The organism is Azospirillum terrae (genome assembly GCF_053470425.1).
On the sequence record NZ_JBPXMR010000020.1, the window covers coordinates 39,268 to 60,166 of the forward strand.

Sequence of the window (20,899 nt, forward strand, 5' to 3'; positions counted from 1 at the left end):
GCCTCAGTCCACCGTGATCCGCGCCACCAGCGTCGGCAAGGTCTGGCAGCGGTAAAGTCCATCGAGCGTGCGGTGTTCGGTCAGGCGCAGCGTCAGCGTGCAGCCGTAGGTGTTCACCGTCAACTCGGTCTGCGCCAGCGTGCCGACCGCGGCAGAGGGTGCTGCGATGGTGTAGCCCGGTGCGCCCATCTTGCCTTGCAGCGCGCCGTTGACGCCGGTGAAGCTGTCCACCTCGATGGTCAGCGGGCCGAGGTTGCGCAGCACCGCGTCGCTGTGGGAGTCCTCCTTGGTGGCGTAGAGCAGCACCGGGATCGTCTTGTGCCGGGCGATCCAGTCCTTCATCGCCAGATTTGCCAGCACCGGGTCGCGGCTCTGCAACGCCGCCTCGACGGCGATCTGGCGCAGCGCCAGATCGTTGCCGCCCAGCACCGCCTCGTACACCGCGATGCGCTCCGGCCGCTCGCCGGCAGCCAGACGGTTGCGAACCTCGGCGATCATGGTGGTGCGGGCCTCGACCGCCTGACGCTCGCCGGCAAGGCGCTCGGCCTCGACCTGGGAAGCCGCCTGCTGCTCGGCCAGCAGTTCCTCTTCGCGCTGGCGGCGCGCCTGCTCGTCGGCGATGCGCTGCTTGGCGTCGGCGTCGAGTTGGGCGCGCAGCTTGCCGGCCTCCTCGGAGCCGACCACCACCGCCTTGCCCGGCAACTCCTCGGCCGGCCGGCCGACGCTGTCCAGCACCTCGGCGTTCTGCAAGTCCAGCTTGACGGTGATGCTGCCGTCCTTGGCCTTGGCCTTGGCCGGCGTGGCGATGCCGGTCAGCACCTTCTCCAGCCCGGCCTCGGCCACCGGACGGATGAAGGCGTAGGGGCCGTCGCGGCTGTCCACCGCATAGGTCGTCCTGGCGAGCGTCAGGCGCGCCGCGATGCGAACCGGACCGGCCGCCGATTCGGGCGGCTCCAGCGCCACCCCTTCGACACGCCAGGATTGCGGAACCCGACGCGCGACCTCGTGTCGCACCGCATCGGCCAGCAGAGCGGCCGGCGGCGAGGGAGGAGCGGACGGAGCGTCGGCCGCCCGGGACGGCCCGGCCGGCGTCAGCCCGGCAAGCGTCAGCCCGACGCCCAGGGCCGCCACCATCCGCCACGCCGCCGGTCGCCCCATCGCCCACCTCGTTCCGTTGCAACGCAAGGCTTTCGCCAGCATCCCATAGGGGAACTGGTAAAGCGAAGCGCAGCGGAAGGGAAGCGGCTTTTGGACCGCCGCCGCCCGCGCCCCCCGTGTGAAGGCGAACGCCATCCGGCCGGCGCCACGATCACACACCCGGATATGTTGAGAGCGCCGCAGGGCGGCTGGTAGGACCAGGATCGGGCGGTTTGAAACGCGACCGGCGGTCGAAAATATGCTCGCAGCACACACGCCCACTTGCATTCTTGCCATACAAATGGATGTATAGGGGCTGCGGGCGCGGCCCGCGTGCGGATCAATGGAGAGGCTCAAGGCGCGATGGCGGTCCCGGGAGGTTGGAAAGAAAAGCCGGCCTTAGTCTGCCGCAACGTCACGGTCAGCGGCCGGCGGACGAGCCTGCGCATGGAGCCGCTGCTCTGGGATTCGCTCAAGGACATCTGCGAACGCGAGAACTGCACGCTCAACGAGATGTGCACCATGATCGACCGGCGGCGCGGCGAAGCGAACCTCACCGCGTCCATCCGGGTCTTCATCGTCAGCTACTTCCGCTCGGCGGTGCCCAAGCGCCCGGCCGGCTTCGGCGAGGAGAGCGACAACAAGCCCAGCAGCCGCCTGCGCCGCGCCTTGGAAGACGCTGTCCCGCTCGACGATTGAGGGCTGCTCGGTTCAGTTCGGCTTGCGGCTGAGCCGGGGTTCGCCGAACAGGTAGCCCTGGCCGAAATCCACGCCGAGATCGAGCAGTTCGATAAGCTGGTTCTCGGTCTCGATCTTCTCGACGATGACGTCGACCTCGTGTTCCCGACAGCGCTTCAGCAACTCGGCCGCCCGCGGCCGGGGTTCGAATTTCAGCAGGCGGGCGCAATCCAGCTTGAGGTAGCGGAAGTCGTTGCGCGCCAGCGCCTCGACGTCCACCGCGGCAAGGTCGTCGACCTGATCCATGGAAAAGCGGAAACCCAGGCGCGCCAACTGCGCCAGGATCGCCTGCGTCACCGCCTGCCCGGCCTTGATGTCGTCCTGGCCCAGTTCGAACACCAGCTTCGGCACCAGCGTCTGGTTCTGCGCCATGAACTCCAGGAACTGCTTCATGAACTCGGCGTCGCCGATGGTGGCCGGCGAGATGTTGGAGAAGAAGCCGATCTGGTGCTGGCGGCGCTCGGTCTCGCGGATCAGCTGGATGCAGCGCACCAGCAGCAGATTGTCGATGGTGGCGATCAGCCCCTCGCGCTCGGCGATGGCGATGTAGCGGTCGGGCCTGAGGGTGGCGCCGTCGTTGGCGCGCACGCGCGAGAACACCTCGTAGAAGCGGTGCCGGCGTTGCGGCAGGCTGACGATGGGCTGGAGATAGATGTCGATGCGGTCGGCGCGCAACGCGTCGCGCACCGTCTCCAGCATGCGCGAATCGTCCAGCTCGCCGCCGGGCGGCGGCACCGTGGCCACCTGCGGCGCCTGCGGCAACACCGCGCCGCCGCTCTCCACCACCGGCCTGACCTTGTGCGGGCTCGCCGCGGCGGCCGGCGGACGGGCTGCGGGGCGCTTCTCCTGCAAGCGGCCGACCAGCGATTGGAGGAGTTTCACCTCCTGCATCACCGTGTCGTAGCCGGCCACGCCGCCCATGCTGCGCGCCCGCTCGAAATCCGCGCGCAAATGCTCCAGTTCGCCGTGCTGGTGGGTGAGGTCCTCGTTCAGCGTGCCAACCGCTTCGAGCAGGCGGCTGAAGCGCTTGGCCAGGATGCGTTCGCGGTCGAAGCGGGTCACCACCTCGTGCACCAGACCGCCGGCCAGCACGATCATCCCGCCGGCCAGCCAGCCGGCCAGCGGGTCCATCTCCGGCCGGATGAACGGCAACGCCGCGCCGACCGCCACACCGGTGACGGTGTAGGCGAGCGCGTAGACGATGTGGATGAGAAGCGTCATGGCCGCCGTCGCTCTGAGGGTGGACCCGAGCCAGAGTGGACCAGCAGGGTTACCGCTTCGTCAATTCCGCATCCGCTCCCACCGCCGCCGCCACCGAGGTGAAGCCGTCCGCCTTCAGGCGCGCCGCGAGGTCGCGCTTGATGCTGCGCACCAGCGCCGGGCCGCCGTAGATCAGCGCCGAATAGAGCTGCACCAGCGAGGCGCCGGCCCGGATCTTGGCGTAGGCGTCGTCACCGGACGCGATGCCGCCCACGCCGACGATCGGCAGCTTGCCGCCGGTCAGCGCGTGGATCTCGCGCAGCACCTGCGTGGACGGGCCGAACAGCGGCTTGCCGGACAGGCCGCCGGCCTCTGACTTGAAACGCTCCGGGATGCCGGCGGGCCGCGCGATGGTGGTGTTGGACACCACCAGCCCGTCGATGCCCGACTCCAGCGCCACCGCGGCGATGTCCGCCTTGTCCTCGTCGGTGAGGTCGGGGGCGATCTTCAGCAGCACCGGCGGCGGGCGGTCGAGCGCGCACGCCGCACGCGCGTCCAGAACGCGGCCCAGCAGCGTGCGCAGCGGCTCGCGCCCTTGCAGCGCGCGCAGGCCCGGCGTGTTCGGCGAGGAGACGTTGACCACCAGATAGTCGGAGAACGGCGCCAGCCGGCGCACACCGAGCACGTAGTCGTCCGCCGCCTCCGCGGTGTCCTTGTTCTTGCCGAGGTTGGCGCCGGCGATGCCGGGGGCGCGGTTGGCGTTGCCTCGGCGGTCCTCAAAGCGGCGGGCGAACTGCTCCAGCCCGCCGTTGTTGAAGCCCATGCGGTTCAGCACGGCGCCCTGGTCGGTCAGGCGGAACAGGCGCGGCTTGGGGTTGCCGGGCTGCGGGCGCGGCGTGACGCTGCCCGCCTCGACGAAGCCGAAGCCCATGCGCAGCATGGGGTCCACCACCTCGGCGTTCTTGTCGAAGCCGGCGGCGAGGCCCACGGGATTGGCGAAGTCCAGGCCCCAGACGCGCGTCTTCAGCACCGGGTCGTCCGGCTCGCGGTCGGTCGGGCCGAAGCCGGCGGCCAGCGACTTGACGGTCAGCGTGTGCGCCGTCTCCGGGTCGAGGCCGCGCAGGAGGCGGCCGGCGATGGGGAACAGGTCGATCATGGGGCGGGCTCCGCTTCCGGCGGCGACAGGACGTGGGGCGGGAAGACGTGCCGGCCGTCGGGGCCGAGCGGCAGCGGGTCGACGCGCAGCACCGCCGACACCGGCAGCGCCGCGTAGAGGTGCGGGAAGAGCTGGCCGCCGCGCGACGGCTCCCACCACAGATCCTCGCCCAGCGCGTCGGCGTCCACCGTCAGCAGCACCAGCCCGGTCTGCCCGGCGCGGTGTTTGGCGGCGCTCTCGACGACCTGGGCGGCGGTGGAGAAATGGATAAAGCCGTCCTCGGCATCCTGCGAGGAGCCCGGATAAGTGCCGGCGGAGGAGGCTTGCTCCCATTCCTCGGCCCGGCACATGTGATGGATGATCCGCTCGGTCATGGCGGCGCGGACCTTACTCGAAAGGCTTGGCCGCGGCCAGTGGGCCCGTGTGCGCTTTGCAAATTGCAACGCGCGCAACAAATCGCTCGCGGCATTTTGCAGAAAGAACCCGCCTGCGGACGCGAAGCATCACCGCCTGCGTCCCGTTCAGTCGAGAATTTCCAAGGCTTTCCGGGAATGTTGCGGTTTTGCGGCGCTTTGGCACCCGGATTGCTGTGTGTTCTGCAACCGATGGAGGACCGGACATGAACGCAATTTCTGGAATGGTGGTAAAGGACCGTCAGATGGCCGGCGAGTCGCTGAGCGGCATGCTGAGCCACACCTGCGACCCCACCAACACCTCAGTCCCCCTGAAGCCGAGCGCCGCGATGCTGGCCGCCGGTGCGCGGGCCGGCGGCGTGACGGTGGAAGCCGCCTGGAAGATCTATCAGGCGATGATCAAGTCGCCCGAGTGAAGGCTTCGGAAGAAAGGGCGGCTCAGCCGCCCCCCTTCTTCTCCTCCGACCGCTTGTACACATAGATCCCCAGCACGCTGAGGCCCATGGTCCAGATGGTGCCCAGCGAGGTCATGGCCTCGATCACCGCGTCGGCCCGTTCCGGCTCGGTGACGATCACCCAGGCCAGCGCCCCCATCTGGGCGCACCAGGACAGCGCCATGGCATAGCCGAACGTGGGGCGCATGCGCCGCACGTACGGGTCGTCCGACGCAGCCTCGGCCAAACGCTCGATGTGGCGGTTCGCCTCGGCCACCGCCTCGGGCGCGATGGTCCCCGCCTGCATGGCGGTGTGGGCGTCCTTCAGCGCCGACACCGCAGTCTGCGCCGCGGGATTCTCGATGCGGCCAAGCCCTTCGGACACGGCGCGGATCAGCATGGGCAGCCCGATCCGGGCCAGCAGCGCGGGAAGCATCGTTCTCACTCCATGGTGTTGTAGAAGACGTGCAGGCCGATCTCGGCGCTGGGGCAGCGCCCCGCCGCCCAGTCCGGGTGCTGGCCGAGCACGTGGTAGTGCGTGGCGCCGCCGGTCGGATCGTCCAGCAGCCCGGCCACCGCGCGGCGCGCCACGCGCAGGCAGGTGGCGAACACCGGGTCGGCCGCGGTGACCGCCAGCAGCTTTGCCCGGCTCGGATCCTGCGCGTTCCAGCAGGAGAACTGGAAGGGCTTGCAGCAGACGGCGACCACGCTGTCGCCCCACCAGAAGCCGCCGCGCCGCTCGGCGGCGCGCACGCGGTTGACGACGACGGCGGCGACCGCCTCGATGCCGCGCACCGGCTCGCCGCGCGCCTCGCCCCACAGGGTGCGGGCCAGCGTGTCCACCGCCGTCTCGACGGGGCCGCCGGGGCTCGGCGCCGGCGGGTGCGGATCGGCGTCGTGGATGGGAACGAGGGCGGGCCGGCTCATCGTGTGCCCCCCTCGACGAAGGTGCCGCAGCCGCATTCCAGCTTGTGCTCGATGCGCAGCAGATGGTCGGTGAGGCGCTTTTCCACGTCCTTCAGCGTGCCCACCGAGACGTAGGTCTTGGCGACTTCCAGCTTGTAGGCGGCGAGGCTTTCGCGCACCTGGGTGCTGGCGGCCTCGGCGCGCAGGCGCAGGCTTTCCAGGGCGTCCTGCGACTCCTTGCGCAGGCGCACGATCAGCCAGAACAGGCCGGCCATGACGGGCAGCTCGACGGCCGTGATCCACCAGACTACGTCGAGGGTTTCACGCATGATGCTCTCCACTGTCGGGACATGAAAAAGGCCGCCTTCCGAAGGGAGGCGGCCTGGGATGGTGTGGCTCACAATTCAGCGTTCACACCGGCCATTCGCTGGGCGCCACGACCGGGCCGGGGCGCCAGTCGGGGCGAGGCGTGGGCGCCGGGACGCCGTCGAAGCGTATCGGCTCGGCCAGAATGCAGCCGGCCACCGCGTCCAGCGCGTCGTCGTGGCCGCGCTGGCGGCCGGTGGGGCGCCACTCGCGCATCTCACGCACGAAGGGCGTCTCCCAGACGCTGGCGTGGGCGTGGATGCGGCCGGCGGCGAGCCGCGCCTCGAACGCCTCGACGATGCGGCGCGCCTTCGGCTTGGTCGAGTGCTTGCCGGTCACCGAGGCGCCGATCCGCGCCCGCTTCACCTCGTCCTGCAGAAAGTTGGGCAGGAAGGTGCCGAGCCCGTTGGTCTCCACATACACGCCGGGCAGGTGCAGTTCGCGCAGGAAACGGGTGACCAGACGGCACTGCTGGCGCGCTTCGTTCTCCGGGTCCGAGGGGTCCACCTTCAGGTAGAGCACGCGGTGCAGGTACAGATTGCCCTTGGCGTCGGAGAAGACGGCGGCGACGACGCTGTCGTCCCCGGTCGTCCGCCCGTCGCCGTCCGGCCGCGACACCGCCGGGTCCCACCACGCACTGGCCGAGACCATGCGGACGCCGTTCAGCGTCAGCACGGGATCGCCCTGCGCGGTGCGGTACTCCATCTCGCATTCATACTTGCGCAGATCGTCGGGGTTGAGCCGGGTGGCGCTGGCCGGGGTGGGCTTCAGCATCATCTGGCTCTCGAAGGTGTTGAGCCCGACCCGCTGGCGCAGCGTGTCGATGTGCGCTTCGGAGAAACGCGTCGGCCACGCGCTGACGCCGGCCTCGTCGCGGATCGGCAGCTCAAAACGGTGGAAGCCCTCCAGGAACGCCTGCGTCTCGCCCGCCTCCTCGCGCGCCTCCGTGGCGTAGATGGTGTAGTAGCTGTGCGGCGTCCCGACGTAGAGCTGCACCCCCTCGGGCACCAGCAGATAGTCGATCTCCCGCAGCGCCTCGCGCAGCGTGTCGCGCTTGGGCGCGGTGTCGGAAGTCTTGGGAACCTCGACGTCGTCGCAGATCACCACGTCGGCGCGGTTGCCGGTGATGTTGCCCTCCATGCCGCTGGCCAGCATGGACGGGTCGCGCAGTTCGCGCGGGCGGACGATGGTGAACTGGTCGGACGCCCACTGGTCGCGCTCCTTGGGCTTTAGGCCCGCGGTCATCGGGTGGCGCTCGATGATGCGCTTGACGTTGCGCACCATCTTCTTGGCGAGCCGCAGGTCGGCCGCCAGCACCAGCAAGCGCCGGTTGGGATCGGTCAGCAGCAGCCACGCCGCGAACAGCCCGACCAGCGTCGACTTGCCCGCCCCGCGGAACGCCATCAGCAGCAGGTGCCGCTGGCCGGACTCCAGCGCCGACGCCAGCCAGCCGGCGATGCGCCGATGGTGCTCCGGCGTTTCCAGGTCCTGCCGCTGGTTCCAGGCATCGACGAAGTCTTCGAAGGGGATCGGCGCCTCGGTTGATGGCGGCCCGGTCACGGGTTGCGCCCGACGATGTGCCAGCCCGCACCGTTCGACATGACGGTCACCGCGTGGCCGTAGGCGGACAGCGCAATCGCCTCGTTGTCGGGGCCGCCGCCGCCCTGCTTGGTGACGGTGACGGCGTTGCCGGACTGGTCGGCCTTCTTGATGGTCACCGTGCGGCCCACGGCGTTCGGCGCGCTGGGCGCCGGCAGCCGCACCTCGACCGCCCCGCTCCAGCCGCTGACCAGATAGAGGTTCCGCGTCAGGTCCGGCTCGAACAGGCCGGGCGTCTCGTGGTAGTCGGCGTTGCCGGGCAGGCTGGTGCCGGCGACGATCCACCAGCCCGCCCCGTTCGATACCACGGTTACGAAGTCGTAGCGGCTGCCCAGCGTCACGCTGCGCCCGTCCGGACCGGCGCCGCCGGCCTCGGTGATGGTGATCACGTTGCCCGAGGCGTCGGTCTTCTTGATGGTCACCGCGTGCCCGTTGGCCGAACCGGCCGCCGGCAATCGCGCCTCCACCGCCCCGCCGTAGGCGCTGAGCAGATAGACCGAGCTGGTCAGGTCCAGCTCGACCAGCCCGCCGCTCGCCGGTTCGACGTATTCGGTGTCGTAGCGCAGCGCCTCGACCACCAGTTGGCTGACGCGGGTGGTGCCCAGGCGGTTCTTCTCCGGGTAGCCGGCGTTGTGGGCGGTGTAGCGCCCACCCGAGAAATCCTGGATCGCCGGCCCGGCACTGGCCGAGAACAGGTTGATGATGCCGGTCTCCACCGATCCGGCGTCCAGCACCACGTTGGGCACGCCGCCCAGCGATTCGCAGTACAAATTGACGATCAGCGTCTTGTCGGTGTCGGCGCCCACCCGGAAGCAGGAGTGCGCGTCGGTCGACAGGTTGGCTTCGCAGTCGGTGAAAGCGTTGTTGTACTTGCCGTGCTCGACGAAGAAGCCGCTGCCGGAGATCGGCGCCGAGAGCGAATAGACGCGCACGCACTGGAAGCGGTTGGCGTTCGGCGTGTCCCCCGCCCCGCTCCGGGTCAGCCAGACGCCGTGGATCGCCGGGCGGGCGATCAGCACGCGCGCCACGTTGTTCCAATAGGTCGGCCGGTCGGCGGAATTGTAACCGTCGAGCACCAAGCCGTAGACGGCCTCCCACACCGTGAGGTCGGTCAGCGCGTTCTGCACGCAAGGGCCGTCGCGGCCGAACAGGCGCACGCCGGCCAAGCCGTTCTCCAGCCGCAGATCGCGCAGCGTGGCGTAGCCGTCCGGCAGGTGCACGAGGTCGAAGCCGTTGCCCGCCGCCCGCAGGATCGAGGACTGGCCGGCGCCGAACAGCGTCTTGCCGGTGCCGACCGTGATGGTGTTGGTGACGCGGTAGGCGCCGGGCGGCAGGAAGACCGCGTGCGCCGCGGTCAGCGCCGCCTGGATGGCGATGGTGTCGTCCACCGTGCCGTCGCCGACCGCGCCGAAATCCTTGACGGACACGGCGTCACCCAGCTTCTCGCGGATCGGCCGGGCCACCGCGCCGGAGCCGCCGGGGAGGTAGGTGGACAGCGCCTGCTCGTCCACCGGCAGGCGGACGGTGGGGTTGCCCAGGGAGTCGAAGGCCAGCAGCTTGCCGGATCGCAGGCCACGGTCGGGCAGCATGGGGCTGGCCGGCAGGTCGGTGTCGGCGTAGCGCAGCATCAGCTCCTGATCGCCGGCCACCTGTTGCAGGCCGGCGGTGAGCACGTCGAACTCCTTGTTCAGCGTGGCGGCGGGCAGCGGCCCGCTTTCCAGGAAATCGGTGGTGCGCTCGACGGGCACGCGGCGGCGGAGCGTGACCGCGGTGCCGGCGGCCGGCGGTGTGGCGAAGGTCACGGTGCCGCCCGCCGTGGCGCCGGCCCCGGCGACGGTGTAGCCGGTGGACTGCGCGGCGGCGCCGAGGAACACCTGAAGATCCTCCGCGGCGAAGATCGGGAACGGAAACGCGAAGGCCGCCAGCGCGCCGTCGGCAACGTACTGCACGCGCGGCGTGCCGCGCGGGATCTGGATGGTCGTGGGCATGGGAGGCTCCGGGGCTGGGCCTGAAGCCCCTCTCCCTTGACGGGAGAGGGGTTGGGGAGAGGGTGGTTACGCCTGGAAAGGCGGAAGAAGACTCATGTTCGCGCTTCCGCGCGCTATTCCCCCTCTCCCCAACCCCTCCCCCGCGAGGGGGGAGGGGCTTTTGTGGCACTGCAAAAGTCTTTGGATCAGAAGAACTTGCTCATGAAATCCATGCGCTGGCGCTGCGCCAGCTGCGCCTGTTCCAGCAGGTTGCGGCGCCGGGAGTTGTCCAGCTCCTGCTGGATGGCTTGGCGCTTGAGCTGGTCCACCTGCGCGGCGGTGCTGCTCTCCTGCGCGCTGTCGCCGACGAGGCCGAGGAGGATCGCTTCCCCCGAGCCGTCGGCGCTGCTGACGCCCTGCCCGCCCAGATCGGCGCGCGTCCGGCCGACCGAGCGGCGCAACGCGTCGCGGCGGCGCTGCTCATCGGTGGCCGACTGCTGGGCGATCGCCGCCAGCCGGGTCTGCGCGTCGGCGCCGGCCGCCTGAGCGTCGGCGTTCTGCCGGGCGATGAGCTGGGCCGCGTCGAGCGACTGCGACTGGCCGAGCCACGCCATGTCGCTGCGGCGCTGCGCCGCCTGCTGGGCGGCGGCGGCCTCATCCTTCTGGCGCTGCACCTCCAGATCCTGCTGGCGCAGCTGGTCCTGGCGCTGCCATTCGGCCTGCTGGGCGCGTTCGCTTTGCTGCTGGGCCTCCAGGCGGGCCTGACGGTCCTCGGCGTAGCGGCGGTCGAGGGCCTGCTGCTGGTAGGCGCGGTCGGCCGCGTCCCTCTGCGCCTGATACTGCTGATCGACCGCCGCGTTCTGCGCCTTGTACTGCTGTTGCTGGTAGCCGGTGAGCGCCGTCGATGCGACCGGCATCACGGCGCTGGCGATGGGTGTGAGTCCGCCCATTAGCTGTTGACCTTCAATTCCATGGTGACGGAAAGCAGCGTGAACGGCAGTGGTGCGTCCTGCTCGATACGCCACAGGGGTTTGTCGTTGTCGCGCCGCCAGCCCAGCGCCCGCATCCGGCGGTCGCCGGACACGCGCGCGGGCGGCGACCCGGCTACCGGCTGCGGGCCGAAGCGGTGCAGCGGCATGTCGAAAAGCCCGCGCCCCAGATCGACGCGCAGCGCCGCGGTGTCCTCCAGCTTGAAGCCGACCTCGACCAGCCGCACGAAGTCGCCGTCGCCCACCTGACCCAGCAGGTTGGCGGGAAGCGGCTCGATGGTGTGGGTATAGGTCAGCCCGGCCTCCACCGCCGTGGCCGGCGGGTCGAGGGTGATGCGGCCGGTCAGCACCGTGGTCTCGCCGCGCATCACCCCATCGGCCAGCACGGCGACGCGCCGGCCCTCCAGGTGGGCGAGGCCCGACCATGTGGCGGCCGCCGCGCCGCTGCTGCCGACCAGGGCGGAGTCGGTGTTGAGCGTGTCGTCGAAGCGCTCGACCGTCCAGGTGCCGGCGCGGTCCACCAGCACATAAACGTTGTCGCCCACCACCGCGACGGAGCGCACCGCGCCTTCCGTGGTCAGCCGGGTCCAGGCGGTGACCTGCTCGGCCCGGTAGATGGTGACCGCGCCGATGGAGCCGTCGTCCATAACGACGAACAGCAGGCGGCGGCGCTTGTCGAAGTCCTGGTCACGTGGGTTCGCCACGATGTGCCGGGCGAGCAGCGCCAGATCGTTGGCCTGATACGCCGCCTCGGTGTCCGTATAGAGGAACTCGCGGATCTCCTTGCCGTTGCGCGAGACGAACAGCGTGGCGCCGTCCACGTCGCGCGGCATGATCGTGCGGTCGATCGGCGAGCCGATGCGCGTCTGCCGGTTCAGCTGGATGCTGCGCGGCGTCAGCGGGTCGCCGGTCACCATGTACTCGGCGCCCGAGGTGAAAAGCTGCAAATGGCGGCCGGAGAACACCGCGCGGATGGCGTTCACCTGATCGGACAGCAGGCCGAACTCGATGGCCTCGTCATCGCCGCCGGTGCCCAGATCGAAGTTCCACAAATCGGCCGAGCGCGACAGCCACAGCCGGTTCGGCAGATCGCGCGAGCCGCCGACCACCAGCCGGTCCTGATGGAACGCCGCCGCCACCGGCCAGCCGCGCCGCGGGCTGAACGCCTGTTCGTCCCAGTTCACGGTGGCGGCGGTGTTGGGCAGCGTCTCCTTGACGGTGGCCTGCACGCTGGTGGACGAGGCGACGCCGGTGATGAGGAGTTGCTTGCCCTTGATGCGGATCCGCGTGCCCTCGTGCAGCGGGTCGAACACCGGATCGGATGCGGTCACCGTGATGGCGCCCGTCGTGCCGCCGGGGGTCAGCGTCACCTCGGAATCGGCGAAGCGGTAGAACGGCATGCGGACCGCGTCGTCCTCCACCACATAGGCCCACTCCGACAGTCCCCACTCCGTCTCGCCGGTGCGGGTCAGCTTGCGGGGCGCCAGATCCGGGTGACAGACCAGCAGCGTGTCGGCGCTCTGCGTCCAGGTGATGCGGTCCAACTGCTCCTCGGTCCACGGGGCGTCCACCGTGGCGACGCGCGCATCGTCGCGGTAGACGTCGATCGTCCCGGCCGAGAAGGCCAGCAGGTAGGTCTGTTCGATGTTGAACTCGAACGCCACCAGCCGCCCCGGACCGCGCGCCGTATCGACGAAGGCGAGGCCGGAGCGCCGGGTGACGCCGCCCGTGGGATGGATGAACACGTTGCGCAGGGTCAGCGCGCCGTTGTCGTAGGCGCGCAGATCCTTGCGTCCGAGCAGGCGGCGCGAGATCTCGCCCGCCGTGAAGTTGGTCTTGACCTGCCGGATCCGGGTCATGACGCGCGCGCCTCGATCAGGGAGAAGTCCTCGAAGCCGGGCTGCACGTCCTGCTGGGCGTCGATCAGCCGGGCGCGGCGGAACTCGGCTTCGGCAAGCTGGTGCAGTCCGTCGGCGCGGCTGGAGTTCTCGGTCAGCGGGATGCAGAACTCGGCGGCCAGCCGGGCGATCAACGCCTGATCGAAGAAGGCCGGGAAGTCCTCCTCATTCGGGCGGAAGACGTAGGTCAGCACGACGCTGGCGCTGGCCGTGTGCAGCGCCCGCCCGGCGATGCGGTAATCCAGCCCGCGCCCGCGGCTGGCCGCCCCCGCCGACATCGCCCGCAGGAAATCGGCCGGCAACTGGAAGGCGCAGGCGTAGTCGGCCACCGGCTCGGTGGCGAGGCGCGGCAAGACGGCCTGGGCGGTGGCGAAGCTCCAGGCGCGGGCCGACAGCAGGGCGTCGCGCGTCGGGCCGTACAGCGCGGCCGCCACTTCGGCCTCGGCCGTGCCATCGTCGAACGCGGTGAGCGGCGTGGCGCCGATCTTCAGCAGCGCCCGGCTGCACAGTCCGATCGCGGTGAGTGCCATGGGGGGTGTCCTTGTGGTTTTGGCCCTCCCCCTGCTCCGCAGGGGGAGGGATGTTTCATCAGTCGCTGTTGCCGGCGCCGAACGGCGTGAGGTTGGTGGCGTCCACCGTGCCGGCGGCGTTGCCGGCGACCACCAGCACACCGGCGGCCCGCGTGCCGCCGGTTTCGGTGTTGGCAAGGATCATGTCGCCGACGCGCAGCATGTCGGCGGCGCCGTTGAAGTAGCCGGTGGTGTCCACCGCGGTGGCGGCGTCGGCCGTGGTGTAGTGCCAGAGCGTGAAACCGTTGGCGTACGCGAGCACGCTCAAATCCTTGGAAGCGAAGGCCATGGGGAAATCTCCGGAAAGTGTCGTGAGCATCGGGGCGCCCGCGCCGCGGAACCGGGATGGCGGTTCCGACGCGGCGGGGCGCCCCCGTCGGTCAACCTGCGAAAGCGCCCCTATTCGAGGCAGCGCAGGGTGACGACTCCGCTCTGGTCGATCAGGCAGGCGCCCTGGCTCATCATGTTGTTGACGAAGTGCGCGGCGCGGTCGCCGTGCCACGTCACGTCGGTCTTGACGTCGGCGCCGGCCGCGTGGCCGACCGCGGTCTTGTGGTACCAGTGGCACAACCGCGCGCCGTCCTTCAGCGACAGGCCGGAATGCGGCACCCACAGCGTGCCCAGCCAGCGCTTGGCCTGGGTGCCGCGCCACGGCAGCTCGTCCGGGCCGACGTACTGGGAGTTGGCGAACTCCTCGATGGCGAGCAGCTGGCTCCACTGCTTCCAGCCGACCACCGCGTAGCGCTGGCCATCGTCCGGCACGTCGGCGCCGCCCAGCAGCTCGAACGCCGCCAGCACCTTGGCCTTGGTCAGGCCATCGGCGGCGGTGCCGGCGAACACCGTGGACTTGTCCAGTTCGGTGATGATCAGCTCGTCGGTCTTGCGGCCCAGCGCATAGGCGCCAGCGTTGGCGATGATCTGCCGCTCGTCGATGTTGGTCTTCAGCTCGTCAAGCTTGTCGACCCAGTCACCGGCGTAATAGTCGGCCAGCGCGCACTCCACCGGCTCGTGGTCGAGGTTCATGACCGGCACGGCGCCGTGCCGCGCCTTCACCATGGCGGTGCCCTTGCCGACCTTCTGGAAGACGGTGGAGGCGCCCTGCACGTTGTTCTTGCTGCGCACGGTGTTGCGCAGCTTGGAGCCCATGCGCTGGTAGGATTCGTGGACTTCGCGCTCGAACTGCTTGACGAAGGCCTGGGTGACCGAGGTGGACATAGGAATACGCTCCTTCCTGACGGAGAGGGGAATGGATTGTCGGGAGGTGCGCCTCCGCCAGTTTGGTTGTCGGTTGCGCGTGGGCCCACGCGCCCGGCCGCGGGCGTGCGCAAAAAGAAAGGCCGGCTGGGCCCTTGCGGGTTATCCAGCCGGCCTTTCCAGGGGTGCATCGGGGGATGCGGATGCGTCAGGGACCGAAGCGGAGGGGAGAGGGACTTCGGGCCTTGACAAGAACATATATAGAACTTTGCGGGACGGTCGTCAAGGATAAAATTCCTTGATTGAGAGAAAAAGAAGAGGGCACCAAGGGGTTCGCCCCTGGTGCCCTCGATGCCTCAAACCTCCCCCGGCGTTACCGCCCGGTCGGGTACAGCCGCTGGAATCCTTCGGTGACGCGAGCGACGACGGCCGGGTCGCGGTCGCGCCAATAGCGCGGGTCGCGCATCAGCGCCTGCAGATCCGCCTCGCCGCCATCGGCCGGGACCTCGCCGCGCGTCAGCGCCGACGGCTCGGTGCCGCTCATCATGCGGTAGAGCGCCATCACCCCCTCATAGGTGGTCGACAGCCCGTCCACCGCCGGGGCCGGCAGGTTCTTCGAGGCCCAGGCGAGCAACTGGCGCGACACCGTGCGCCACTTCTCCTCGCCGCCGAACTGGGCGACCAGACGCTCGACCTCGCGGTCGGCCTGGAACTCGGCGACCAGCTCCTGAAGCAGCGGCATCATGCGCTCGGCCGCCAGGTCGTAGACCAGCTGCGCCTGCTCCGGCGCGAAGCCGGCGGCGTGCAGGCGGGCGTTGATCTCCGGGCACGGCTCGAACAGGCCGTGATCGCAGGAAATCCGGTACCCGTCGGGCGAGGCCGGCGCCAAGCCGCCACCGCCGGCCGCCATGCGGCGCTCCAGCTCCTGGTAGGACTTCATCAGCGCATCGACGCGCACGGCGCCGGACTGGGCGTCCCAGAACTTGTCGGGCACGCCGGAGGGGCGGTCGGCCGTCCCGGCCGCCGCGGCGGTCGGCGTGGTCAGCAGATTTTCAGCCATGGGAAACTCCTTGCAAGGGTCAGAGAACCTCGCCGCGGCCGCGGGCGACCAGGGCGAGGATGGTGGCGACGAGTTGGCGCTGGCCTTCGAGGTGACGCAGCGCCGCGTCCGAAGCGTCGGGGCCGAGCGTCCGCTCGACCGTCATGGCGCGCAGCACGCCCAGCACCCGCGCGCCGTCCGCCCCGCCGAAGCAGCGCGCGAAGCTCGGCGCCGGGTCCTCACTGGACGGTGCGGCGGGGTCGGCGAACCACGCCCAGCCATTGGATTCAGCCATGCGGCACCTCCCCGGCCGGAGGAACCGGCTGTTGGGCGCGGATCAGCTTCGCCGGCACGCCGAACGCCTCGCCGAGCCAGCGGGCGGTGGCCGCCGTGTCGATGGTCTCCAGCGCCGCCCCGCCGAGACGCTGCGCGGTGTCCAGCCAGCGCAGCGTCGCCTGCACGTCGCGCAGGCCCTGCGCCTGGGCGAGCGGCGAGCGGTACTGCAACTCGACCAGCCTGCCGTCCACGGTGAAGTCGGGGATCTCGCCGCGGCGGCGCAGGATCGACACGGCGCGCAGCAGCAGCGGCGTCAGCAGCTCGGCCTGCAAACGCCCGTAGGTGGCGCCCAGCAGCCGCCCGACCTCGGCCGAGCGCTCCAGCACTTCCGTGGCGGTCATGCGGGCGTCGTTGATCGGCGCCAGCCGGTCGGCGAGCAGCGCGTGCCGGATGCGCGTCCGCAAATCGTCGAGGACCAGTTGCGACACGTCGAACCGCCCCGGATTGGCGAGCGGCGTCAACCCGGCCGAGCCCACCGCCTTGGGAATGATGGTGCCCGGCACCAGCCGGATGGCGGCGGGGTTGAGCACCCCGTCGTCGTCGGCCTGCCAGATGCCAGCGATAAGTTGGCACAAGCCTTGCGCGCCAAGGGCTTTAGCGGGTGCGGGTTTTGGAAGTAAGCACCACGTAAGCAAGCCACCGCAAGCTTCGAGGCAAAGCGTTCCTGTTATGTTAGGCTGTGCCGCTCCAATCACGACGGCTTAGCCAATGCCCCCTCTTCCCCTTGTCCCTCAGCTCCAGCAGGATGCGCTCGACCCTACCGTTAAGGTTTCTGACTTGCTGCGAAAGGCAAAGTTCGTCGCGGCGAAATTGAATTTGCCGGACCTTATGGAATGGGCAGACAAGGAACTTCTAGGCTACAAAGACGAAGTACCACAATACAGAATAATAAGCGGCACTGCTCGGGCCTTCAACCCATACCAGGGCTGGAAGCCAATTATATTTGAGACATCAGAAACTCAAAAAGCCTATTCAACGCAAGCAGTTGGCTCATCAGCAGCACAGCTTGAAGAGCTCATGGAGAGGGATAAAGAAAACACCCTAGCCATGTCATGGCCTCCCGAGACAGAAGCTAAGATGAGGCAGGCCATGGGATTTCAATTAGATGTAAAGCTGTTCATAGATCGCAGTATGGTGTCTGGAATTCTTGATGCAATTCGTAACTCCGTCCTTGACTGGAGCCTCAAGCTGGAAGCAGCAGGCATCATGGGCGAGGGGTTCACATTTACGCAAAGGGAAAAAGAATTGGCCCACCAACCTTCGATCAACTACCAGATTGGTTCAATTCACAATTTTTCTGGCAATCTTGGGCCAGCCAGTGACAGCGCAACCATAAATTCTCAGCAATCAATCGCAATAGATCCAGGCCAACTCACGAAACTGATAGACCAGATTGAAAAAGCTCTACCGGCCGCAGAGCTTAGCCAGGGATCGGAGGATGAGGCACGCGAACTCGTGGCCGGCGTTCGCGCCGAGCTTTCGCAAACGCCACCAGACCAGAGCAAGCTCAATGGGTTGTTCGGAAGCTTGAAGCGTATCGTCGAAGGAGCCGCAAGCAAGGTTGTGGCCGATGGAATAACTTCAAATATTGACTCTTTCTTTCCTAGCTAACCCGGCCATCAATTTACCAAATACCTTTTTGCCGGGCAGCGGGGCGTTGCTGAAGCGCCCCGCTGTTTGATCCGGCGCCGGCCACGGCGGTATGAAGTGACCCACCTGCCGGCTCTCGGGGTTGTTTTCGCGCCAGCACTCCCGAGTTGCCGGCTCCGTGCTATCCGGGCGTGAACTGGAACGCCCGGCCCTCACGGCAGGGGATTAGATGAATAGGAAGCCGTCCGGCCGATCCGTCTCATAGATGCTCGGGCCGGCGTCGTTCGACAGCGCCCGCCCCAACGCCATGCAGGCGGCAACGGCGAGGTCCACCTTTTCCGGCGCACGCGCCTTGGTGATCTTCGAGTTGCCGGCCGGGTCGGTGTCGAGCACCACGTTGCCGATGCACCAGCGCAGTACCGGGTCGCCACCGTGCCGGAACTGCCGCGCCAGGATGGCGCGCTCCAGCTCGCGCACGGCGGGGCTCATGTCCCGGAACCCTTGCCCGAAGCGCACCACCGGCAGGCCCTCGGCCATCAATGCCTGTTCCACGGATGCTGCCTGCCAGCGGTCAAGCGCCACCTCCCGCACGTCGAACCGCTCGGCCCAATCGCAGATGGCGGCGATAACCGCGCCCTGGTCCACCGTGTTGCCCGGCGTGGCGGTCAGGTGCCCCGACTCCACCCAGGCCGGGTAGTTCACCTTGGCGTGCTCGGCCCGGCGCCGGATGTTGTCCGCCGGCACAAAGGCGCGGCAGAGAACGTCATAGCCGCCCTCGCCGTCCGGGAAGGCAGCAACCGCGGCCGTGAGGTCGCTTGTGCTCGACAGGTCGAGCCCGACATAGCAGGGCCGCCCGGCCAGTGCATCCTCGTCCACCGGCACCGCGCCTTCGTCGAACACATCCATGGGCAGCCACGGCTCGGCGGCCCCTTCCTGCCAGATGTTGAGGTAGTACTGCTTGAAGGCGACGGCGTGCGCCGGCACCTCGGCGGCCCGACGCGCCATCACCTCCATCTCGGCAAGGTCGCGGTAGCCGGCGCCGATGCTCGGATTGACCCGTTGCCACACCGCCGAGTCTTTCCAGTCGTCGTCTTTGTCGGCCGCGTAGATCACCGGGAGGAAGCTGTCATCCTCCACTTCGCCGCGCGCCACCTTGAGCGAGTAGTCCCACAGCTCCCAGGCGATGGAGTTCTGACCACACCCGGCCGTCGAGATGATAAGCGTCAGCGGCTCGGCGCGCTTTCCCATCGACTGCGTGAGCGTCATGTACAGCTCGCGCCCGTTGTTCGACTGCCAAGCGTGGATCTCGTCGGCGATCAACAGGGAGATGGCCGCGCCATGGGCGGTGTAGCTCTCGCTGGCGTAGGCTTTCAGGATGCTGTTGGTCTTCGGGTGCACGAGCTGCTTGGTGGACTCCTGCACCCTCACTTCTGACGCAAGCCGCTGGTCGGCCCGCGTGGTCCGCAGAGCGCTCCGGTAAGCGATGCCAGCCTGTTCCCGGTCGGCAGCGGCAACGGCCACCTGCCCAGCGGCCTCCCGTTCCGGCCCCATCAGGTGCAGCAGCCCCAACGCGCTCGCCCAGGTCGTCTTTCCGCAGCCACGCGGCAGCCAGATAGCCGCCGTGCGGATGCGGCGCCGGCCGTTGTGGTCAACGCAGCCGTAGAGCTTGCGCACCACGTTGCGCTGGAAATCGGGCATAGCGAACGGCTGACCGGCGAAGCGGCCTTCCGTGAGCTTCAGGTTGCCGATGAAGCGCTCAGCGCGGGCCGCGCGCTCCGGGGCGTTGATGTCGGACAGGTCGGGAATGACGATCATCACAGAAGCCCTTCCCACGGGTCGCTGTCGGCCGGCGGCTTGCCGTTGGCAGCCGGTCGGGTGTCGCAGGTGATCCGCAGCGCCTTGGCGAGCTTGAGGCACATCTCGCTCGCCCGGTTGGCGACGGTCAGGTGGGGCGAGTGCATAGGCACCCCCGTCTTGGGCGCGGCCACCACGGCCCCGTGCTCGGCAACGTGCGCCTCGGCGTCGCGCCAGCGTCCGTAGTTGATGCAGTAGATTTCGAGCGCACCCAGCGTCTCAGGGCCCAGGTCGCCACGGTCAGCGAGGACGGCCGCCACACGCTTCCATTCGTCGCGCGCAAGCCCGGTGATGTAGGCCGGCACGGCGGGCGCCTTGCGCTTCTGGCGGCGGGCGCTGGGATGCGGAACAACGGTTGCGGTCATGTCGAAACTCCCCCTACCTCAGACTGGCGTGACTCTGCGTGTTACCCCTGACCGGTCCCGGCCCCCATGGGCGGCAACATTTCGCCCCCCTATCCCCTGCGCACCTGATCACGCGCTGTCCGCTGCGAGTGGTGGGCATGGCAGAACGGCCGGAAGTTGGTCGGGTCAAGCCGGCGGTGCGGCGCCTCTCTCACGCTGACGATGTGGTCCACGTCGGTGGTCGGCTTGCCGCAGTCGGGAACGCAGCACACCGGGTTCGCCTTCACGAACTCGGCGCGCACACGCTCCCAATCACGGTCATAGCCGCGCTGGCGAGCCGTGCCGCGCACCCGGTCGGCGTCCTTTGAGCACCGCGGGCACCGGCGCCCAACAGGGACAACAGAACCACAACGGCAGGCACGGGGCGGGGCGGACGGCATAGCTCACCTCACTGCGACAGGCGGTAGAGCACGGGAGTGCCGCCGTACTGCGCGCAGTTCAGCCGGTACAGGACACCCGCTTCCGGCTCGTTGATGACGAACGAGCACGGGTGATCCATCACGATGTCCGTGACGCGCTGAACCGCAGTGGCGCCGCCGTCGAAGGAACGTTCCAACTCGAAGCGCGTGTTGATGAACGGCCCGCCGATGGTGATGTTGAAGTTGCCGTGGAGCTGAAGCCATGGCGTCGGGCCGGTACCCGTGAAGGTACCGGCCAACACCGCCTCGCCCCGCTCAACCGATGTGGGTGAGGGCTTGCCCATAGTGCACCTCAGGCCACCGGAACCGCTGCCGGATGGCCCTTCGCCATCTCGGCCGAGAACAGCCCGCCGGAGGTCGCGCCGGTCGGGGTGATCGTCACCACGAGGTAGCGGTGCGGCCCGGCATAGCCGAACTTCTTCGCCGTGTTGTCGTCGGTGGCGGCGAAGGTCGGCAGGCTGCCCAGCACGTCGGCCGTGGCGTCCGCCTGGTCGGAACCATCCGCCTTGTCGCCGGCCGTCAGCGTGACGGCATACGAGCCGTCCGTGATCGTGCCGGCGGCGACGAAGACCGCGACGGAGTTGAAGCCCAGCAGGTCGAGCACCGCCGACGACACTGGGGTCGTGGTGATCGTCTGCGGCGGGATGGCGTTCACGACGCCCAGGTTGTGCACGAGGTCACGCATTGGTCG

Annotated in this window: 24 protein-coding genes and 1 pseudogene; 3 read left to right on the plus strand and 22 right to left on the minus strand. The window is 68.8% G+C overall.

Going from position 1 to position 20,899, the window contains the following annotated elements:
- Positions 1-3: 3 nt before the first annotated feature.
- Entirely contained in the window at positions 4-1,158 is a 1,155-nt protein-coding gene (locus tag ACSVDD_RS27905; RefSeq protein ID WP_448192697.1) for a hypothetical protein, read from the minus strand.
- Between the two features lie 342 nt (positions 1,159-1,500).
- Between ACSVDD_RS27905 and ACSVDD_RS27910 the strand changes: the two genes are divergently transcribed.
- Positions 1,501-1,836: a ribbon-helix-helix domain-containing protein gene (locus ACSVDD_RS27910; RefSeq protein WP_448192698.1), complete on the plus strand. Its 336-nt coding sequence runs from the start codon at positions 1,501-1,503 to the stop codon at positions 1,834-1,836.
- A gap of 12 nt (positions 1,837-1,848) precedes the next feature.
- Here the strand turns inward: ACSVDD_RS27910 and ACSVDD_RS27915 are convergent, their stop codons facing one another.
- The 3 genes from ACSVDD_RS27915 to ACSVDD_RS27925 are packed head-to-tail and all read right to left on the minus strand — an operon-like array spanning position 1,849 to position 4,605.
- Complete coding sequence (locus ACSVDD_RS27915; RefSeq protein WP_448192699.1) at positions 1,849-3,096, minus strand: EAL domain-containing protein; 1,248 nt, start codon at positions 3,094-3,096, stop codon at positions 1,849-1,851.
- A 49-nt stretch (positions 3,097-3,145) separates the two neighbouring features.
- Positions 3,146-4,231 (minus strand): quinone-dependent dihydroorotate dehydrogenase, encoded by a 1,086-nt coding sequence (locus ACSVDD_RS27920; RefSeq protein ID WP_448192700.1) that lies wholly within the window; start codon positions 4,229-4,231, stop codon positions 3,146-3,148.
- Entirely contained in the window at positions 4,228-4,605 is a 378-nt protein-coding gene (locus tag ACSVDD_RS27925) for a DUF952 domain-containing protein (protein WP_448192701.1), read from the minus strand. Before ACSVDD_RS27925 ends, ACSVDD_RS27920 begins: the two co-directional genes overlap by 4 nt.
- 245 nt (positions 4,606-4,850) lie before the next feature.
- Here ACSVDD_RS27925 and ACSVDD_RS27930 point away from each other — a divergent pair, with 245 nt between their 5' ends.
- Complete coding sequence (locus ACSVDD_RS27930) at positions 4,851-5,060, plus strand: hypothetical protein (protein WP_448192702.1); 210 nt, start codon at positions 4,851-4,853, stop codon at positions 5,058-5,060.
- Positions 5,061-5,082: 22 nt separating this feature from the next.
- Here ACSVDD_RS27930 and ACSVDD_RS27935 read toward each other — a convergent pair whose 3' ends face one another.
- The 13 genes and pseudogenes from ACSVDD_RS27935 to ACSVDD_RS27995 form a co-directional block, all read right to left on the minus strand.
- Positions 5,083-5,514, minus strand: coding sequence for a 3TM-type holin (locus ACSVDD_RS27935; protein ID WP_448192703.1), 432 nt, complete (start codon positions 5,512-5,514; stop codon positions 5,083-5,085).
- Between the two features lie 5 nt (positions 5,515-5,519).
- A complete protein-coding gene (locus ACSVDD_RS27940; protein ID WP_448192704.1) occupies positions 5,520-6,005 on the minus strand; it encodes a cell wall hydrolase in 486 nt (161 codons plus the stop codon).
- A complete protein-coding gene (locus tag ACSVDD_RS27945) occupies positions 6,002-6,313 on the minus strand; it encodes a hypothetical protein (RefSeq protein WP_448192705.1) in 312 nt (103 codons plus the stop codon). The genes ACSVDD_RS27940 and ACSVDD_RS27945 overlap by 4 nt, the downstream gene beginning before the upstream one ends.
- A gap of 82 nt (positions 6,314-6,395) precedes the next feature.
- On the minus strand, positions 6,396-7,910 hold the full coding sequence (gene terL, locus ACSVDD_RS27950; protein WP_448192706.1) for a phage terminase large subunit: 1,515 nt from the start codon (positions 7,908-7,910) through the stop codon (positions 6,396-6,398).
- The gene (locus tag ACSVDD_RS27955; RefSeq protein WP_448192707.1) at positions 7,907-9,937 is read right to left on the minus strand and encodes a glycosyl hydrolase family 28-related protein; all 2,031 of its coding nucleotides are present in this window, start codon (positions 9,935-9,937) and stop codon (positions 7,907-7,909) included. Before ACSVDD_RS27955 ends, terL begins: the two co-directional genes overlap by 4 nt.
- 185 nt (positions 9,938-10,122) lie before the next feature.
- A complete protein-coding gene (locus ACSVDD_RS27960) occupies positions 10,123-10,866 on the minus strand; it encodes a coiled-coil domain-containing protein (RefSeq protein ID WP_448192708.1) in 744 nt (247 codons plus the stop codon).
- Positions 10,866-12,764 carry a phage tail protein gene (locus tag ACSVDD_RS27965; protein ID WP_448192709.1) on the minus strand — a complete coding sequence of 633 codons (1,899 nt, stop codon included), beginning with the start codon at positions 12,762-12,764 and terminating at the stop codon, positions 10,866-10,868. Before ACSVDD_RS27965 ends, ACSVDD_RS27960 begins: the two co-directional genes overlap by 1 nt.
- Positions 12,761-13,333, minus strand: a complete 573-nt coding sequence (locus ACSVDD_RS27970; protein WP_448192710.1) for a phage connector family protein — start codon at positions 13,331-13,333, stop codon at positions 12,761-12,763. Before ACSVDD_RS27970 ends, ACSVDD_RS27965 begins: the two co-directional genes overlap by 4 nt.
- A gap of 58 nt (positions 13,334-13,391) precedes the next feature.
- Positions 13,392-13,661: a hypothetical protein gene (locus tag ACSVDD_RS27975; protein WP_448192711.1), complete on the minus strand. Its 270-nt coding sequence runs from the start codon at positions 13,659-13,661 to the stop codon at positions 13,392-13,394.
- Between the two features lie 110 nt (positions 13,662-13,771).
- On the minus strand, positions 13,772-14,587 hold the full coding sequence (locus ACSVDD_RS27980) for a phage capsid protein (protein WP_448192712.1): 816 nt from the start codon (positions 14,585-14,587) through the stop codon (positions 13,772-13,774).
- Between the two features lie 352 nt (positions 14,588-14,939).
- Complete coding sequence (locus ACSVDD_RS27985; RefSeq protein WP_448192713.1) at positions 14,940-15,626, minus strand: capsid assembly protein; 687 nt, start codon at positions 15,624-15,626, stop codon at positions 14,940-14,942.
- A 19-nt stretch (positions 15,627-15,645) separates the two neighbouring features.
- Complete coding sequence (locus ACSVDD_RS27990) at positions 15,646-15,900, minus strand: Bbp19 family protein (protein WP_448192714.1); 255 nt, start codon at positions 15,898-15,900, stop codon at positions 15,646-15,648.
- Positions 15,893-16,504 (minus strand): annotated as a pseudogene (locus tag ACSVDD_RS27995) (portal protein); the annotation flags it as partial. The gene ACSVDD_RS27990 and the pseudogene ACSVDD_RS27995, both read right to left, overlap by 8 nt.
- Positions 16,505-16,649: 145 nt before the next feature.
- Between ACSVDD_RS27995 and ACSVDD_RS28000 the strand changes: the two are divergent.
- On the plus strand, positions 16,650-17,552 hold the full coding sequence (locus ACSVDD_RS28000; protein ID WP_448192715.1) for an AbiTii domain-containing protein: 903 nt from the start codon (positions 16,650-16,652) through the stop codon (positions 17,550-17,552).
- A 204-nt stretch (positions 17,553-17,756) separates the two neighbouring features.
- Here ACSVDD_RS28000 and ACSVDD_RS28005 read toward each other — a convergent pair whose 3' ends face one another.
- From ACSVDD_RS28005 to ACSVDD_RS28025, 5 genes are all read right to left on the minus strand, one after another.
- Positions 17,757-19,346 carry a terminase large subunit gene (locus tag ACSVDD_RS28005; protein WP_448192716.1) on the minus strand — a complete coding sequence of 530 codons (1,590 nt, stop codon included), beginning with the start codon at positions 19,344-19,346 and terminating at the stop codon, positions 17,757-17,759.
- Positions 19,346-19,750: a phage terminase small subunit P27 family gene (locus ACSVDD_RS28010; RefSeq protein WP_448192717.1), complete on the minus strand. Its 405-nt coding sequence runs from the start codon at positions 19,748-19,750 to the stop codon at positions 19,346-19,348. The genes ACSVDD_RS28005 and ACSVDD_RS28010 overlap by 1 nt, the downstream gene beginning before the upstream one ends.
- Before the next feature lie 89 nt (positions 19,751-19,839).
- Positions 19,840-20,079 carry an HNH endonuclease signature motif containing protein gene (locus ACSVDD_RS28015; RefSeq protein WP_448192718.1) on the minus strand — a complete coding sequence of 80 codons (240 nt, stop codon included), beginning with the start codon at positions 20,077-20,079 and terminating at the stop codon, positions 19,840-19,842.
- Positions 20,080-20,177: 98 nt separating this feature from the next.
- A complete protein-coding gene (locus ACSVDD_RS28020) occupies positions 20,178-20,492 on the minus strand; it encodes a hypothetical protein (protein WP_448192719.1) in 315 nt (104 codons plus the stop codon).
- Between the two features lie 8 nt (positions 20,493-20,500).
- Positions 20,501-20,893 (minus strand): hypothetical protein, encoded by a 393-nt coding sequence (locus ACSVDD_RS28025; RefSeq protein ID WP_448192720.1) that lies wholly within the window; start codon positions 20,891-20,893, stop codon positions 20,501-20,503.
- Positions 20,894-20,899: the final 6 nt, after the last annotated feature.

What these genes read in the sequence shown, in the direction of transcription:
- ACSVDD_RS27955 (WP_448192707.1), bottom strand. Translation starts at nt 9,937, where the DNA reads ATGCCCACGACCATCCAGATCCCGCGCGGCACGCCGCGCGTGCAGTAC.
- ACSVDD_RS27960 (WP_448192708.1), bottom strand. Translation starts at nt 10,866, where the DNA reads ATGGGCGGACTCACACCCATCGCCAGCGCCGTGATGCCGGTCGCATCG.
- ACSVDD_RS27920 (WP_448192700.1), bottom strand. Translation starts at nt 4,231, where the DNA reads ATGATCGACCTGTTCCCCATCGCCGGCCGCCTCCTGCGCGGCCTCGAC.
- ACSVDD_RS27915 (WP_448192699.1), bottom strand. Translation starts at nt 3,096, where the DNA reads ATGACGCTTCTCATCCACATCGTCTACGCGCTCGCCTACACCGTCACC.
- ACSVDD_RS27925 (WP_448192701.1), bottom strand. Translation starts at nt 4,605, where the DNA reads ATGACCGAGCGGATCATCCATCACATGTGCCGGGCCGAGGAATGGGAG.
- ACSVDD_RS27980 (WP_448192712.1), bottom strand. Translation starts at nt 14,587, where the DNA reads ATGTCCACCTCGGTCACCCAGGCCTTCGTCAAGCAGTTCGAGCGCGAA.
- ACSVDD_RS27970 (WP_448192710.1), bottom strand. Translation starts at nt 13,333, where the DNA reads ATGGCACTCACCGCGATCGGACTGTGCAGCCGGGCGCTGCTGAAGATC.
- ACSVDD_RS28025 (WP_448192720.1), bottom strand. Translation starts at nt 20,893, where the DNA reads ATGCGTGACCTCGTGCACAACCTGGGCGTCGTGAACGCCATCCCGCCG.
- ACSVDD_RS27965 (WP_448192709.1), bottom strand. Translation starts at nt 12,764, where the DNA reads ATGACCCGGATCCGGCAGGTCAAGACCAACTTCACGGCGGGCGAGATC.
- ACSVDD_RS27905 (WP_448192697.1), bottom strand. Translation starts at nt 1,158, where the DNA reads ATGGGGCGACCGGCGGCGTGGCGGATGGTGGCGGCCCTGGGCGTCGGG.
- ACSVDD_RS27945 (WP_448192705.1), bottom strand. Translation starts at nt 6,313, where the DNA reads ATGCGTGAAACCCTCGACGTAGTCTGGTGGATCACGGCCGTCGAGCTG.
- ACSVDD_RS28020 (WP_448192719.1), bottom strand. Translation starts at nt 20,492, where the DNA reads ATGGGCAAGCCCTCACCCACATCGGTTGAGCGGGGCGAGGCGGTGTTG.
- ACSVDD_RS28010 (WP_448192717.1), bottom strand. Translation starts at nt 19,750, where the DNA reads ATGACCGCAACCGTTGTTCCGCATCCCAGCGCCCGCCGCCAGAAGCGC.
- ACSVDD_RS27975 (WP_448192711.1), bottom strand. Translation starts at nt 13,661, where the DNA reads ATGGCCTTCGCTTCCAAGGATTTGAGCGTGCTCGCGTACGCCAACGGT.
- ACSVDD_RS27990 (WP_448192714.1), bottom strand. Translation starts at nt 15,900, where the DNA reads ATGGCTGAATCCAATGGCTGGGCGTGGTTCGCCGACCCCGCCGCACCG.
- ACSVDD_RS27930 (WP_448192702.1), top strand. Translation starts at nt 4,851, where the DNA reads ATGAACGCAATTTCTGGAATGGTGGTAAAGGACCGTCAGATGGCCGGC.
- ACSVDD_RS27985 (WP_448192713.1), bottom strand. Translation starts at nt 15,626, where the DNA reads ATGGCTGAAAATCTGCTGACCACGCCGACCGCCGCGGCGGCCGGGACG.
- ACSVDD_RS28000 (WP_448192715.1), top strand. Translation starts at nt 16,650, where the DNA reads ATGCCCCCTCTTCCCCTTGTCCCTCAGCTCCAGCAGGATGCGCTCGAC.
- ACSVDD_RS28005 (WP_448192716.1), bottom strand. Translation starts at nt 19,346, where the DNA reads ATGATCGTCATTCCCGACCTGTCCGACATCAACGCCCCGGAGCGCGCG.
- ACSVDD_RS27910 (WP_448192698.1), top strand. Translation starts at nt 1,501, where the DNA reads ATGGCGGTCCCGGGAGGTTGGAAAGAAAAGCCGGCCTTAGTCTGCCGC.
- ACSVDD_RS27940 (WP_448192704.1), bottom strand. Translation starts at nt 6,005, where the DNA reads ATGAGCCGGCCCGCCCTCGTTCCCATCCACGACGCCGATCCGCACCCG.
- ACSVDD_RS27935 (WP_448192703.1), bottom strand. Translation starts at nt 5,514, where the DNA reads ATGCTTCCCGCGCTGCTGGCCCGGATCGGGCTGCCCATGCTGATCCGC.